This is a genomic window from Streptococcus sp. 4094, from assembly GCF_013277125.1.
Classification (GTDB): domain Bacteria; phylum Bacillota; class Bacilli; order Lactobacillales; family Streptococcaceae; genus Streptococcus.
Genome location: NZ_VMMI01000003.1, coordinates 12,529 through 28,146, shown reverse-complemented (window position 1 = coordinate 28,146; position 15,618 = coordinate 12,529). Strand labels below are relative to the sequence as shown.

The 15,618-nt window shown below is 39.8% G+C and carries 15 protein-coding genes; 11 read left to right on the top strand and 4 right to left on the bottom strand.

What is annotated here, in order from left to right:
• The first annotated feature begins 9 nt into the window (after nt 1–9).
• From HT721_RS00435 to ezrA, 5 genes are all read left to right on the top strand, one after another.
• The gene (locus HT721_RS00435; RefSeq protein WP_173213694.1) at nt 10–1,233 is read left to right on the top strand and encodes an FtsW/RodA/SpoVE family cell cycle protein; all 1,224 of its coding nucleotides are present in this window, start codon (nt 10–12) and stop codon (nt 1,231–1,233) included.
• 10 nt (nt 1,234–1,243) lie between these two features.
• Nucleotides 1,244–1,798: a DJ-1 family glyoxalase III gene (locus tag HT721_RS00430; RefSeq protein WP_173213691.1), complete on the top strand. Its 555-nt coding sequence runs from the start codon at nt 1,244–1,246 to the stop codon at nt 1,796–1,798.
• Between the two features lie 84 nt (nt 1,799–1,882).
• Nucleotides 1,883–2,446, top strand: coding sequence for an HAD family hydrolase (locus tag HT721_RS00425; RefSeq protein ID WP_173213689.1), 564 nt, complete (start codon nt 1,883–1,885; stop codon nt 2,444–2,446).
• A 14-nt stretch (nt 2,447–2,460) separates the two neighbouring features.
• Nucleotides 2,461–4,407, top strand: coding sequence for a DNA topoisomerase (ATP-hydrolyzing) subunit B (gene gyrB / locus HT721_RS00420; RefSeq protein WP_173213687.1), 1,947 nt, complete (start codon nt 2,461–2,463; stop codon nt 4,405–4,407).
• Between the two features lie 81 nt (nt 4,408–4,488).
• Nucleotides 4,489–6,216, top strand: a complete 1,728-nt coding sequence (gene ezrA / locus HT721_RS00415) for a septation ring formation regulator EzrA (RefSeq protein ID WP_173213685.1) — start codon at nt 4,489–4,491, stop codon at nt 6,214–6,216.
• 185 nt (nt 6,217–6,401) lie between these two features.
• Here ezrA and HT721_RS00410 read toward each other — a convergent pair whose 3' ends face one another.
• The 4 genes from HT721_RS00410 to HT721_RS00395 all read right to left on the bottom strand — a co-directional run bounded on the left by HT721_RS00410 (nt 6,402) and on the right by HT721_RS00395 (nt 10,193).
• Nucleotides 6,402–6,701, bottom strand: coding sequence for a DUF1827 family protein (locus HT721_RS00410; protein ID WP_000767194.1), 300 nt, complete (start codon nt 6,699–6,701; stop codon nt 6,402–6,404).
• Between the two features lie 189 nt (nt 6,702–6,890).
• A complete protein-coding gene (locus HT721_RS00405; RefSeq protein WP_000013084.1) occupies nt 6,891–7,343 on the bottom strand; it encodes an NUDIX hydrolase in 453 nt (150 codons plus the stop codon).
• Nucleotides 7,344–7,473: 130 nt separating this feature from the next.
• Entirely contained in the window at nt 7,474–9,732 is a 2,259-nt protein-coding gene (locus HT721_RS00400; RefSeq protein WP_173228691.1) for an ATP-dependent Clp protease ATP-binding subunit, read from the bottom strand.
• Nucleotides 9,733–9,962: 230 nt separating this feature from the next.
• A complete protein-coding gene (locus HT721_RS00395) occupies nt 9,963–10,193 on the bottom strand; it encodes a DUF1797 family protein (RefSeq protein ID WP_000443570.1) in 231 nt (76 codons plus the stop codon).
• Between the two features lie 190 nt (nt 10,194–10,383).
• Between HT721_RS00395 and HT721_RS00390 the strand changes: the two genes are divergently transcribed.
• From HT721_RS00390 to rpiA, 6 genes are all read left to right on the top strand, one after another.
• Nucleotides 10,384–11,067: an amino acid ABC transporter permease gene (locus tag HT721_RS00390; protein ID WP_173228689.1), complete on the top strand. Its 684-nt coding sequence runs from the start codon at nt 10,384–10,386 to the stop codon at nt 11,065–11,067.
• Complete coding sequence (locus tag HT721_RS00385; protein ID WP_173228687.1) at nt 11,067–11,801, top strand: amino acid ABC transporter ATP-binding protein; 735 nt, start codon at nt 11,067–11,069, stop codon at nt 11,799–11,801. Before HT721_RS00390 ends, HT721_RS00385 begins: the two co-directional genes overlap by 1 nt.
• Before the next feature lie 153 nt (nt 11,802–11,954).
• A complete protein-coding gene (locus HT721_RS00380; RefSeq protein WP_173228685.1) occupies nt 11,955–12,812 on the top strand; it encodes a bifunctional methylenetetrahydrofolate dehydrogenase/methenyltetrahydrofolate cyclohydrolase in 858 nt (285 codons plus the stop codon).
• 136 nt (nt 12,813–12,948) lie between these two features.
• Nucleotides 12,949–13,770, top strand: a complete 822-nt coding sequence (locus tag HT721_RS00375; RefSeq protein ID WP_173213679.1) for a phosphate ABC transporter ATPase — start codon at nt 12,949–12,951, stop codon at nt 13,768–13,770.
• 14 nt (nt 13,771–13,784) lie between these two features.
• Entirely contained in the window at nt 13,785–14,624 is an 840-nt protein-coding gene (locus HT721_RS00370; RefSeq protein WP_173213676.1) for an NAD(P)H-hydrate dehydratase, read from the top strand.
• A 297-nt stretch (nt 14,625–14,921) separates the two neighbouring features.
• Nucleotides 14,922–15,605: a ribose-5-phosphate isomerase RpiA gene (gene rpiA / locus HT721_RS00365; RefSeq protein WP_173213674.1), complete on the top strand. Its 684-nt coding sequence runs from the start codon at nt 14,922–14,924 to the stop codon at nt 15,603–15,605.
• Nucleotides 15,606–15,618 lie beyond the last annotated feature (13 nt).

Genomic DNA, 15,618 nt, shown 5'->3' with positions numbered 1-15,618 from the left:
TTAGTGTATATGAAACGTTCTCTCGACTCTAGAGTCGATTATAGTTTGCTATTGCCAGTATTTTTTCTACTGGTCATCGGTGTGGTGGCTATCTATATAGCCGTTAGTCATGATTATCCAAATAATATTCTGCCCATTTTAGGGCAGCAGGTCGCCTGGATCGCCTTGGGGCTTGTGATTGGTTTTATCGTCATGCTCTTTAATACAGAATTTCTTTGGAAAGTGACCCCCTTTCTGTATATTTTAGGCTTGGGACTTATGGTCTTGCCGATTGTCTTTTATAATCCAAGCCTAGTTGCATCAACGGGTGCCAAAAACTGGGTATCAATAAATGGAATTACCCTATTCCAACCGTCAGAATTTATGAAGATATCCTATATTCTCATGTTGGCCCGTGTGATTGTCCAATTTACAAAAAAACATAAGGAATGGAGACGCACAGTTCCACTGGACTTTTTGTTGATTTTCTGGATGATTCTCTTTACTATTCCAGTACTAGTTCTTTTAGCACTTCAAAGTGACTTGGGGACAGCTTTGGTTTTTGTAGCCATTTTCTCAGGAATCGTTTTATTATCAGGGGTTTCTTGGAAAATTATTATCCCAGTATTTGTGACTGCTGTAACAGGAGTTGCTGGTTTCTTAGCCATCTTTATTAGCAAGGACGGAAGGGCTTTTCTTCACCAGATTGGAATGCCGACCTACCAAATCAATCGGATTTTGGCTTGGCTCAATCCCTTTGAGTTTGCCCAAACAACGACTTACCAGCAGGCTCAAGGGCAGATTGCCATTGGGAGCGGTGGTTTATTTGGTCAAGGTTTTAATGCTTCGAATCTGCTTATCCCAGTTCGAGAGTCGGATATGATTTTCACGGTCATTGCAGAAGATTTTGGCTTTATTGGCTCTGTCCTTGTTATCGCCCTTTATCTCATGCTCATTTATCGTATGTTGAAGATTACTCTCAAATCAAATAACCAGTTCTACACCTATATTTCCACAGGTTTGATTATGATGTTGCTCTTCCACATCTTTGAGAATATCGGTGCTGTAACGGGCTTGCTTCCTTTGACCGGGATTCCACTGCCTTTCATTTCGCAAGGAGGATCGGCTATTATCAGTAATTTGATTGGTGTTGGCTTGCTTTTATCGATGAGTTACCAGACTAATCTAGCTGAAGAAAAGAGCGGAAAAGTCCCATTCAAACGGAAAAAGGTTGTATTAAAACAAATTAAATAAGGAGAAAATCATGGTTAAAGTAGCAGTTATGTTAGCTCAGGGCTTTGAAGAAATTGAAGCTTTGACAGTTGTAGATATCTTGCGTCGTGCCAATATTACTTGTGATATGGTTGGTTTTGAAAAGCAAGTGATGGGGTCGCATGCAATCCAAGTAAGTGCAGATCGTGTTTTTGATGGTGATTTATCAGACTATGACATGATTGTCCTTCCTGGCGGCATGCCTGGTTCTGTACATTTGCGAGACAATCAGGCCTTGATTCAAGAGTTGCAAAGCTTCGAACGAGAAGGGAAGAAACTGGCAGCTATTTGTGCTGCGCCAATTGCCCTCAATCAAGCAGGGATATTGAAAAACAAGCAGTACACTTGTTATGACGGCGTTCAAGAGCAAATCCTTGATGGTCAATATGTAAAGGAAACAGTAGTGGTAGATGGTCATTTGACAACCAGTCGAGGCCCTTCGACAGCTCTTGCCTTTGCCTACGAGTTGGTGGAGCAACTAGGAGGGGACGCAGAGAGTTTACGAACAGGAATGCTCTATCGAGATGTCTTTGGTAAAAATCAGTAAAACGGGAGTTATTCTCTCGTTTTTTATGTGGAAAAATCAGGGAAATCATCGCTTTTTTCATAAAAAAATGCTATAATGAAGGGTATGAAATATCACGATTATATCTGGGATTTAGGTGGAACTTTACTGGATAATTATGAAACTTCAACAGCTGCATTTGTTGAAACATTGGCATTGTATGGTATCACACAAGACCATGACAGTGTCTATCAGGCTTTAAAGGTTTCTACTCCTTTTGCGATTGAGATATTCGCTCCCAATTTAGAGAATTTTTTAGAAAAATACAAGGAAAATGAAGCCAGAGAGCTTGAACACCCGATTTTGTTTGAAGGAGTTTCTGACCTATTGGAAGACATTTCAAAACAAGGTGGACGTCATTTTTTGGTCTCTCATCGAAATAATCAGGTCTTAGAAATTTTAGAAAAAACTTCTATAACAACCTATTTTACGGAAGTAGTGACTTCTAGCTCAGGCTTTAAGAGAAAGCCAAACCCTGAGTCCATGATTTATTTAAGAGAAAAGTATCAGATTAGCTCAGGTCTTGTCATTGGTGATCGACCGATTGATATCGAAGCAGGTCAAGCAGCAGGATTGGATACCCACTTGTTTACCAGTATCGTGAATTTAAGACAAGTATTAGACATATAAGAAAAAGGAATAAGATGACAGAAGAAATCAAAAATCTGCAGGCACAGGATTATGATGCCAGTCAAATTCAAGTTTTAGAGGGCTTAGAGGCTGTTCGTATGCGTCCAGGGATGTATATCGGGTCAACCTCAAAAGAAGGTCTTCACCATCTAGTCTGGGAAATTGTTGATAACTCAATCGATGAGGCCTTGGCAGGATTTGCCAGCCATATTCAAGTTTTTATTGAGCCAGATGATTCGATTACTGTTGTCGATGATGGGCGTGGGATCCCAGTCGATATTCAGGAAAAAACAGGTCGACCTGCCGTTGAGACTGTCTTTACTGTCCTTCACGCTGGAGGAAAGTTTGGCGGTGGCGGCTACAAGGTCTCAGGTGGTCTTCACGGAGTGGGGTCTTCAGTAGTTAATGCTCTTTCCACTCAGTTAGATGTTCATGTCCACAAAAACGGTAAGATTCATTACCAAGAATACCGTCGTGGTCATGTTGTTGCAGACCTTGAGGTGGTTGGAGATACGGATAAAACGGGAACAACGGTTCACTTCACACCAGACCCAGAAATCTTTACGGAAACAACAACCTTTGATTTTGATAAATTAAACAAACGCATCCAAGAGTTGGCCTTTCTAAATCGCGGTCTTCAAATCTCCATCACAGATAAGCGCCAAGGTTTGGAACAAACCAAGAATTACCATTATGAAGGTGGGATTGCTAGTTACGTTGAATATATCAACGAGAACAAGGATGTGATCTTTGATACACCAATCTATACAGACGGTGAGATGGATGATATCACAGTTGAGGTAGCCATGCAGTATACAACGGGTTACCATGAAAATGTCATGAGTTTCGCCAATAATATTCATACACATGAAGGTGGAACGCATGAACAAGGTTTCCGTACAGCCTTGACACGTGTTATCAACGATTATGCTCGTAAGAATAAGTTACTAAAAGACAATGAAGACAATTTAACTGGGGAAGATGTCCGCGAAGGATTAACTGCAGTTATCTCGGTTAAACACCCAAATCCACAGTTTGAAGGACAAACTAAGACCAAACTGGGGAATAGCGAAGTGGTCAAGATTACCAATCGTCTCTTCAGTGATGCCTTCTCCGATTTCCTCATGGAAAATCCACAGATTGCCAAACGTATCGTGGAAAAAGGGATTTTGGCTGCTAAGGCTCGTGTGGCTGCCAAGCGTGCGCGTGAAGTCACCCGTAAAAAATCTGGTTTGGAAATTTCCAACCTTCCAGGGAAACTAGCAGACTGTTCTTCAAACAATCCTGCTGAAACAGAACTCTTCATCGTCGAAGGAGACTCAGCTGGTGGATCAGCCAAATCTGGTCGTAACCGTGAGTTTCAGGCTATCCTTCCGATTCGCGGTAAGATTTTGAACGTTGAAAAAGCTAGCATGGATAAGATTCTTGCTAACGAAGAAATTCGTAGTCTTTTCACAGCCATGGGAACAGGATTTGGCGCAGAATTTGATGTTTCGAAAGCCCGTTACCAAAAACTCGTTTTGATGACCGATGCCGATGTCGATGGAGCCCACATTCGTACCCTTCTTTTGACCTTGATTTATCGTTATATGAAACCAATCCTAGAAGCTGGTTATGTTTATATCGCTCAACCACCAATCTATGGTGTCAAGGTTGGAAGCGAGATTAAAGAATACATCCAGCCAGGTGCAGATCAAGAAATCAAACTCCAAGAAGCTTTAGCCCGCCATAGTGAAGGACGTGCCAAACCAACCATTCAGCGTTATAAAGGTCTGGGTGAAATGGACGACCATCAGTTATGGGAAACAACCATGGATCCCGAACATCGCTTGATGGCTAGAGTTTCTGTAGATGATGCTGCAGAAGCAGATAAAATCTTTGATATGTTGATGGGGGATCGAGTAGAGCCTCGTCGTGAGTTTATCGAGGAAAATGCCGTTTATAGTACACTTGATGTCTAAAAAATAGGGAGAAGTAGTTCCCTTGGTCTAAAAAATATGATATAATCATTACGATTGTTTCAAGTAAAAAAGGAGTTTGATATGTCTAATGGACAACTAATTTATTTAATGGTTGCAATTGCAGTCATTTTAGTTCTGGCTTATGTAGTGGCAATCTTTCTACGTAAGCGAAACGAGGGAAGATTAGAGGCGCTAGAAGAAAGAAAAGAAGAACTATACAATCTTCCAGTAAATGATGAAGTAGAAGCTGTAAAAAATATGCACTTGATTGGACAAAGTCAAGTGGCTTTCCGTGAATGGAATCAAAAATGGGTCGATTTATCTCTCAACTCTTTTGCCGATATTGAAAATAATCTCTTTGAAGCAGAAGGCTATAACCATTCATTTCGTTTTCTCAAGGCCAGTCATCAAATTGACCAAATTGAGAGTCAAATTACTTTGATTGAAGAAGATATTGCTGAAATTCGCAATGCTTTGGCAGACTTAGAGAAGCAAGAATCTAAAAATAGTGGACGTGTTCTTCATACCTTGGACTTGTTTGAAGAGTTGCAACACCGAGTTGCAGATCATTCTGAAGAATATGGCCAAGGTTTATCTGAAATTGAAAAACAATTGGAAAATATCCAATCAGAGTTTTCTCAGTTTGTAACTTTAAATTCGTCTGGAGATCCAGTAGAAGCAGCTGTGATTTTGGATAATGCTGAAAATCATATTTTGGCTTTAACGCATATTGTTGATCGTATACCAGCAATTGTAGCGACATTATCTAAAGACCTACCTGATCAACTGGAAGATTTAGAAGATGGTTATCGTAAGCTCTTAGATGCTAATTATCATTTTGTTGAAACGGATATTGAAGCGCGTTTCCACTTGCTTTATGAAGCATTCAAGAAAAACCAAGAGAATATTCGTCAGTTGGAATTGGATAATGCCGAATATGAGAATGGACAGGCACAAGAGGAAATCAATGCCTTGTATGATATTTTTACTCGAGAAATTGCTGCTCAGAAAGTAGTGGAAAATCTACTTGCAACTCTTCCAACTTACCTTCAACATATGAAAGAGAATAATACTTTATTGGGAGAAGATATTGCACGTTTGAGCAAGACCTATTTACTTCCTGAGACAGCTGCAAGCCATGTTCGTCGTATTCAGACAGAATTAGAGAGTTTTGAGGCAGCTATTGTTGAGGTAACTTCAAATCAAGAAGAACCAACCCAAGCTTATTCAGTTCTTGAAGAAAATCTTGAGGATTTACAAACTCAACTAAAAGATATTGAAGATGAGCAAATTTCAGTTAGTGAGCGCCTGACGCAAATTGAGAAAGATGATATCAATGCACGTCAAAAGGCCAATGTTTATGTCAATCGTCTCCATACTATCAAGCGATACATGGAAAAACGCAATCTGCCAGGTATTCCACAAACTTTCTTGAAGTTATTCTTTACGGCAAGCAATAATACCGAGGATTTAATGGTTGAGTTAGAACAAAAAATGATTAACATTGAATCTGTTACCCGAGTTCTTGAAATTGCAACGAATGATATGGAAGCTTTAGAAACGGAAACTTATAATATTGTACAATATGCAACCTTAACAGAGCAACTCTTGCAATATTCTAACCGCTATCGCTCATTTGATGAACGCATTCAAGAAGCATTTAACGAAGCTTTAGATATTTTTGAAAAAGAATTTGATTATCACGCTTCATTTGACAAGATTTCTCAAGCATTAGAAGTGGCAGAGCCTGGTGTAACCAATCGCTTTGTTACCTCATATGAGAAAACACGTGAAACGATTCGTTTTTAATAAAAGAAAAAGATTTGATTGTGTGAGAAACAGAATCAAATCTTTTTCTATAGTAGTATCTTTAGCAAAAGATTTCAAAATGATAAAAACGCATAATAGCAGGTGTAGAAACTCTTGCTACTATGCGTTTTATTATGGAAAGACTTATTGGACTTTCGCTCAAGTCGAGTTTTTACTCAATTTCCTTACTTGATTGGGATTGAAATTCCAATTAATTTCTCTGAGTAGAGTGTCTTGATATTGGCTTCATCAATAGAGTCCTTATCAATTTTACGTTTCAAGAAAAATTCTTGAATGGTTTCGATTTCAGGTTCACGAATAGCACGGTGTTTGTTTGAGATGAGGATTTCATAGTGAAGCGGCGCTTGGGTAAAAATAACATCTGTATTCCCCGCAGAATAAACCTCAACAAGGGTTGCATCGGTACTTTCTAGCTGACTTTTTACAAGTTGCGAGTGTGAGTTTGTCGTATTGATAAGCTTCATAATATTTCCTCCGATTTTCTAATTCTATTATAGCACTTTTTGAATAAAGTCGCTTGATTTATACTCAATGAAAATNNCGCAGGTTGCTCAAAACAGTGTTTTGAGGTTGTGGATAGAACTGACAGAGTCAGTATCATATACCTACGGTAAGGCGACGCTGACGTGGTTTGAAGAGATTTTCGAAGAGTATTAGTCAATCTTATGCTGTTTTTTCCAAGATTGGATGGCCCATTTATGGCTACCACGTTTGAGGTTCTCAATAGCCTCGTCAATAGGGAACCAGGCAATATGATTAAAGTCTTCTAGTGGCTTTTGAACTTCCTTGAAAGAAGTCGCTTCATAGAGGTAGGCAGGATTGTAGTAGTAGGTATCACGGTGACGAGAGTAGAAATATTCGTCAGCTTGTCCATAATAGGTACCAATTTCAGCAGTGAATCCAAGTTCTTCAATCAATTCACGTTTTAGGGCTTCCTGATGATTTTCCCCTGCTTCAATTTCGCCACCTGGTAAGAACCAAGCACCATTAGGAGCTTGAACTAAAACTATTTGTTTTTGTTCAGCGTCAGGAATAACTGCATATACACCGTAACGTGAAACATAGTCTGTATTCGCTTTTTTTTCTCCGAAAGTTGGGTTTGCCATTGCATTTTCCTCATTATCTAGTATCGTTATTATTATCATAATGGACAAAGGGCAAGCTGTCAAGAAATTACAGTTATTTTAGTAAAAAAGAAGCAGAAAATTTTCATTTTCCACTTATTTTATATAGTATTTATTTTTCTGTTTCAGAAGCTTTCACTTCAGCTTTTTTGGCAGATTTAATCTGAATGTTTCCCTTGCTAGTCATAACTGCCTTGAGGTCTTTTTCGCTTGGATTTTCAAGGTAGTAGTCAGTGATTGCGTCCTCAATATAGTCTTGAATAGTACGACGAAGTGGGCGTGCTCCCATTTTTGGATCATAGCCGAGGTCAACTAATTTTTCCTTGACCTTGTCAGTTACATCTAAATGAATGTTGTTGCTAGAGAGGCGCTTGTTAACGTCTTCAAGCATAAGCTCGACAATCTGAAGGAGGTTGTCCTTGCTGAGAGCCTTAAATTCGATAATACCATCAAAACGGTTCATAAACTCTGGGCTAAAGAAGTTACCGAGTTCACCAAGAACAGAGTTGGTACGTCCTTCTCTAGTAGCCCCAAATCCAACGCTGGCTTCTGCCTTACCTGTACCTGCATTTGAAGTCATGATGATGATGGCATCCTTGAAGCTAACGGTACGTCCTTGCCCATCTGTCAAACGACCATCGTCCAAGACCTGGAGGAACATGTGCATAACATCTGGATGGGCTTTTTCCACTTCATCGAGAAGGATGAGAGAATATGGATTGCGGCGAACTTTTTCAGTTAATTGCCCAGCCTCATCGTAACCAACATAACCTGGAGGGGCACCGACCAACTTAGCAACGCTGTGTTTTTCCATGTATTCACTCATGTCAAAGCGAATCATGCTGTCAGCAGAACCAAAAAGTTCAATGGCTAGTTGTTTGGAAAGTTCTGTCTTACCGACACCGGTTGGCCCGACAAAGAGGAAGCTTCCAATTGGACGGTTAGGCGTACCGAGACCGACACGATTACGGCGAATAGCCTTGGCAATCTTATCGACTGCATCATCTTGGCCAATAACATGAGACTTGAGATCTTCGGCTAGATGGATGAGTTGAGATTGTTCTTTCTCTTTTAAATCACCAACAGGGATATTTGTTTTCTGCTCGATAATGTGCTCAATGGTTTTCTCACTGATGATAGGAGTGTCTTGGTCTGTGACCTTTTTCTTTTGCATTTCCTTATACTTGGCAATCTGGTCGCGGAAATAAGCCGCCTTCTCAAAATCTTCCTCTCGTGTAGCTTGAGATTTAAGATTTTCAGCCTCAATCAAGCGTTGATCAATTACTTTAGGATCCACAAAATTCAAGGTCAAGTTCATCTTAGAACCAGCTTCATCTAGGAGGTCAATGGCCTTGTCAGGCAAGAAGCGATCTTGGATGTAGCGATTGGAAAGAGTTGTAGCTGCTTCAATTGCAGCATCGGTATACTGAACGTGGTGGTAGTCTTCGTATTTCTTTTGAATTCCTTTGAGGATAGTGATTGTTTCTTCCACTGTTGGTTCATCAACTTTGACAGGCTGCATACGACGCTCTAGGGCAGCATCTTTTTCAATGATACGGTATTCATTGAGGGTAGTGGCACCGACCAGTTGCAGTTCCCCACGAGCAAGGGCTGGCTTGAGGATATTTCCTGCATCCATATTGCCATCGCCCGCAGAACCAGCACCAACAATTTCATGGATTTCATCGATAAAGAGGATGATATCTTCACGTTTGCGAATTTCTTCCATGAGTTTTTGCATGCGTTCTTCAAATTGTCCACGAATACCCGTTCCTTGAACCAAGCTAACCACATCCAGACGGATGACTTGTTTACCTTGGAGTTTATGTGGAACATCGCCATCAACAATTTTCTGAGCTAGACCTTCGACAACGGCCGTTTTTCCGACACCTGGTTCGCCAATAAGAACAGGATTATTCTTGGTTCTGCGATTGAGAATCTCAATGACACGGATAATCTCATCATCGCGCCCAATAACGGGATCTATATCTCCACGACGGGCAATTTCAGTTACGTTGATACCAAATTCTTCCAGTAGGCCTTTTTCTTGGCTTGGTAGAGGAGTTTGAGCAGGTCCACGATTTTGAGAACCATAACCGCCGTTTCCACCGTAACCTCCACCTGATTGGGTTGGGGGAATTGGAGGAGTATTGTTAGAAGGCCTGAAATTGTTTAGGTCATTGAAGAAATCACCAAAGGGATCAAAGTCACGATTGTTCAGATCCGTCATACCTTTAAAGAGGCTATTGTTAGGATCTGTCTTGATAATCTTATAGCAGTTTTGACAGAGGTCAATTTGTTTTTGTTTTCCATTGAGATTGGTGTAAAGATGAATTGTTGAGTCGTTAATTTTACAGTTTTGACAAAGCATACATCTACCTCATTTCTTTCTTTATCCTGATCTGTTCAAAGGTCAAAAATAGTCAAATTTCTATACTCTCATTATAACAGGATTGGGGTGTAAAGCAAGTAAAAAGATTGAAGCTTTGAGAAGTTGTTACAATGAAAATTTTTGAGATTTTAGGGAATAAAAAAATCCTATTTGTGAGACAAAAAGGATTTTGGTTAGACATGCAGGGTGTAATCCCAGCTTGTTTTGTATTAGTAAAGGAGTTCGTAAATCTCCATTGCAATCAAATCAATGCTATCAAAAGTATAAGTTTCGCGAGCTTCTACATCACGAAGGGTAAAGATTGATCCATTTTCTTCGTCGTGGCTGTATGCAACTTCTGCAACAACAACTCCTTCGCGTTCAAAATTACGTTTTAAATTTCCGCCGTCTTTTGCCATTGCTTCAAGGCGGTTGATGATTCTAACCAAATGTGATTCCATTTTGATTCTCCTTCATTTCTTATCGTTACTATTTTACCATAAAGGAGGCCAACTTGACTAGAAAAAACTAAGATTTCTCGCTAATTCTACTAGCTTAAAGTTTTTTTGAATAAATCGGATAAAAAGTTTGAATTTTAATTCAATACATGTTATAATCATACAGTATTCTATTTTAGAAAGCAGTGTAACTATGAAATTTTCTTTTTTACCTAAGTATTTACCTTATTTTAACTATGGGGCTGTTGTGACGGTTCTCATTTCTATCTGTGTTGTCTTTTTGGGAACTATTTTGGGTGTTGTCTTGGCTTTTGGGCAACGTTCAAAGTTTAAACCGCTTGTTTGGTTCGCCAACTTGTACGTTTGGATTTTCCGTGGGACACCGATGATGGTTCAGATTATGATTGCCTTTGCCCTTATGCACATCAATGCTCCGACTATTCAGGTTGGAATTTTAGGTGTTGACCTTTCTCGTCTAATTCCAGGGATTTTGATTATCTCTATGAACAGTGGTGCTTATGTTTCTGAGACTGTTCGTGCTGGGATTAATGCGGTTCCAAAAGGTCAGCTAGAGGCTGCCTATTCTTTAGGGATTCGTCCTAAAAATGCGATGCGCTATGTGATTTTGCCACAAGCTATAAAAAATATCTTGCCAGCATTGGGGAACGAATTTATCACTATTATCAAGGATAGTTCCCTCTTATCAGCTATCGGTGTTATGGAGTTATGGAACGGGGCTACAACAGTTTCTACAACAACCTATCTACCTTTAACACCACTTTTATTTGCAGCCTTTTATTACTTGATTATGACTTCTATTTTGACAGTAGCCTTGAAAGCTTTTGAAAAACGTATGGGACAAGGAGATAAGAAATAATGACAGAAACTTTGATAAAAATTGAAAATTTACATAAATCATTTGGAAAAAATGAAGTATTGAAGGGCATCAACCTCGAGATTAAAAGAGGAGAAGTTGTCGTTATCATCGGTCCTTCGGGGAGCGGGAAATCTACCTTGCTTCGCTCTATGAATTTGTTGGAAGAAGCGACTAAAGGGAAGGTTATCTTTGAGGGAGTCGATATTACGGACAAGAAGAATGACCTGTTTGCCATGCGTGAGAAGATGGGCATGGTTTTCCAACAATTTAATCTCTTTCCTAATATGACTGTGATGGAAAATATCACCTTGTCACCTATCAAGACCAAAGGTGAGAGCAAGGCTGTTGCTGAGAAGAGAGCCCAAGAGCTTTTGGAAAAAGTTGGTTTGCCAGATAAGGCAGATGCTTATCCACAGAGTTTGTCAGGTGGCCAGCAACAACGGATTGCCATCGCGCGTGGGTTGGCCATGGAACCTGATGTTTTGCTCTTTGACGAGCCGACTTCAGCTCTGGACCCTGAGATGGTTGGAGAAGTTCTAGCTGTTATGCAAGCCCTTGCCAAGTCAGGAATGACCATGGTTATCGTAACACATGAGATGGGATTTGCCCGTGAGGTGGCAGATCGTGTCATCTTTATGGCAGACGGTGTGGTTGTTGAAGACGGAACACCAGAACAGATTTTTGAACAAACTCAAGAACAACGGACTAAAGACTTCTTGAGTAAGGTTTTATAATCTATTTTAAAATTTCAAGACAAGATTAATGGAAAGCTCGACCCGAGCTTTTTCTTATAGTTTGAAACTATAGGATGACCTAGTCAAGAAGTGTTAGAGCTACATTGTATTTTTTGGTATAATTAAAGATATTTGTAAGAAAAGAGAAGTGATATGACACAGATTATTGATGGGAAAGCTTTAGCGGCCAAATTACAGGGACAGCTGGCTGAAAAGACTGCAAGATTAAAGGAAGAAACAGGTCTAGTGCCTGGTTTGGTAGTGATTTTGGTTGGAGACAATCCAGCCAGCCAAGTCTACGTTCGTAACAAGGAACGTTCTGCCCTTGCGGCAGGATTCCGTAGTGAAGTAGTGCGAGTTCCAGATACCATTACCCAAGCGGAATTATTAGACTTGATTGCCAAATACAATCAAGATCCAGCTTGGCATGGGATTTTGGTCCAGTTGCCATTACCAAAACACATTGATGAAGAGGCGATTCTATTGGCTATTGACCCAGAAAAGGATGTGGATGGTTTCCATCCCTTAAACATGGGGCGTCTCTGGTCTGGTCATCCAGTCATGATTCCTTCGACACCTGCAGGAATTATGGAAATGTTTCATGAATATGGGATTGATTTAGAAGGTAAAAATGCGGTTGTCATCGGTCGTTCAAACATTGTTGGAAAACCCATGGCTCAGCTTCTTTTGGCCAAGAATGCTACAGTGACTTTGACCCATTCACGTACTCATAATCTTGCCAAGGTAGCTGCTAAAGCAGATATTCTTGTAGTAGCAATCGGTCGTGCTAAGTTTGTGACTCCTGATTTTGTGAAACCAGGTGCGGTAGTCATTGACGTTGGGATGAACCGCGATGAAAATGGTAAGCTCTGTGGGGATGTTGATTATGAGGCGGTTGCCCCACTTGCTAGCCACATCACGCCAGTTCCTGGAGGTGTCGGTCCTATGACCATTACTATGCTGATGGAGCAAACCTATCAGGCAGCACTTCGGACATTGGATAGAAAATAAGAGAAAAATCGCTGAAGAGAGTGTATTTTCTATAGCTATATCTGAAATGGCAGAAATGAGTATTAAATTTTAGAAATAAGTTTATAAAAGGAGGTCTGCGCCTCCTTTTTGTTGTATAATGGAGTGAGGTGATTAGATGATTTTAAAAATTTATAATGGGGAATATAGTTTACAATGGGATGGAATATACTACTTAGCACTAATTGATTATCCAAATATTCAAGAGTGGGAATTAGAAAAAATTGCTAAATTTATAGCTTACGAAAAACTTCATAAACGTCAAACAAGTATTGACTGTGCTGATTCTTGTTTAAAAAAAGAAATTTTAGATTACATCTGTCAGCATCCCTTTCTGCCACCATTTACCCCTACAAATAAAATAGTAGCCTCGACTTATGATCTACATAAGAGGTTAGTGACTTCAGACTACTGTAGTCATACTACGACTATAGATGCAGCTATTTCTATCTTTAAAACAGGTCAGCTCTTATCTGCTGTGAAAGCCTTTGGGCGAGATGCTGAGGAGTTGGTTTTGGATAGTAGAAATGCTGCATCGGATCCGATAGATTATTTTGACTATGTCATGTTAGGGTGGTCAAATACAAGTTCTGGTTATCGATTAGCGATGGAGCGTTTATTAGGTCGAGCTCCTTCAGAGAAAGAATTACAAGACAAGTTTATTCCTGGAGTGAGTTTTCATTTTATCTATACAGATTTGATTAAAGTTACTGGTTATATTTTTGATGGCTACCATGTTGCAAAAATTAAGGACATGTTGAATTTATTTAGTGAGTTGTATATTTGTGTTATTCCAACTCATAATAAGAGCCAATTTGAAAATATTATTCCAACTAAAATACAAGATAGGGTGCATTATCTTGACTATGCTGGAGAAGACTTAGAAGAGTGGACTAAGAAAGTCTATCAAGTTGTTTTAAAACAATCAGATAAAGGATAGTTGAGGAAAAAAGGATGAAAGTGATTGATCAAACCTTACTAGAAAAAATTATTATTGAACGTTCTCGTACAAGTCATAAAGGAGACTACGGTCGTCTGCTCTTGCTGGGTGGAACTTATCCTTATGGTGGTGCCATCATCATGGCTGCCTTGGCAGCAGTAAAAAGCGGTGCAGGATTGGTGACTGTTGGAACAGATAGAGAAAATATCCCAGCTTTGCACAGTCATTTACCTGAGGCTATGGCCTTTTCTCTTCAAGACCAGCAATTGTTACAAGAGCAATTGGAGAAGGCAGAAGTTGTCTTGATGGGGCCTGGTTTACGAGACGATGCTTTTGGAGAAGAACTAGTCAAACAGGTCTTTGCTGGCTTAAAAAAGAATCAGATTTTGATTGTAGACGGAGGGGCCTTAACCATCCTTGCTAGGACAAGTTTGTCGTTTCCATCTAACCAGCTTATCCTAACTCCCCACCAAAAAGAATGGGAAAAGTTGTCTGGTATTACGATTGAAAAGCAAAACGAAGATGCAACGACTAGTACCCTAACTTCCTTCCCTCAAGGAACAATTTTGGTGGAGAAAGGTCCAGCTACTCGTATTTGGCAAGCTGGCCAATCTGATTATTACCAGTTACAGGTTGGCGGTCCCTATCAGGCGACTGGGGGAATGGGAGATACGCTTGCTGGGATGATTGCAGGATTTGCAGGCCAATTCCGACAGGCCAGTCTCTACGAACGTGTGACAGTAGCGACCCATCTTCATTCAGCTATTGCCCAAGAACTAGCTCAAGAACATTATGTGGTCTTGCCAACGGAGATTAGTAATTGTCTTCCTAAAGTAATGAAAAGATATGTCTAAAATAGTTAGACAAAAAATGTTGATAATTTGTATCATTATTCTTAAATTACAAAAAACGAACGTTTAGCATTCTTCTCACTGAGAAACTAAATTTGTTCGTTTTCTTACTCTTATAAATCTATTTTTGTTAGAGTTTATTTGGTTTATATCCGTACTTAAAGTGATTTGTCAGAACTCTACTTTTATTAAAAAAATTCAATTTCAAGGATAAATAAGCAGTATTCTAAAGGTATTTTTAGATGAAATAAAAGCCTTTACATGGTATAATAGAGGTAGCTCTTTAATGGAGGTGTTTGAGTGGAAAATCTGAAGAAAATGGCAGGTATCAAGGCTGCTGAGTTTGTCAAGGATGGCATGGTCGTTGGACTTGGAACAGGCTCGACTGCCTATTATTTTGTCGAAGAAATCGGTCGTCGTATCAAGGAAGAAGGATTGCAGATTATAGCTGTAACGACTTCTAGTGTGACCACTAAACAGGCAGAAGGCCTTAATATCCCACTCAAATCTATTGACCAAGTAGACTTTGTCGATGTGACGGTTGATGGTGCAGATGAAGTGGATAGTCAGTTTAACGGAATCAAAGGCGGTGGTGGTGCCCTTCTCATGGAGAAGGTGGTTGCAACACCATCTAAAGAATACATTTGGGTAGTTGATGAAAGCAAGCTGGTCGAGAAACTAGGTGCTTTTAAATTGCCAGTAGAAGTGGTTCAGTATGGTGCAGAGCAGGTCTTTCGTCATTTTGAACGAGCTGGCTACAAACCAAGTTTCCGTGAAAAAGATGGCCAACGTTTTGTGACGGATATGCAGAATTTTATCATCGATCTTGCCTTGGATGTCATTGAAGATCCAATTGCTTTCGGACAAGAATTGGACCATGTCGTTGGTGTCGTAGAGCACGGTTTATTCAACCAAATGGTGGATAAGGTCATTGTTGCTGGACGAGATGGGGTTCAGATTTTAACCTCAAGAAAAGAAAAATAGAAGGGGGCATAAG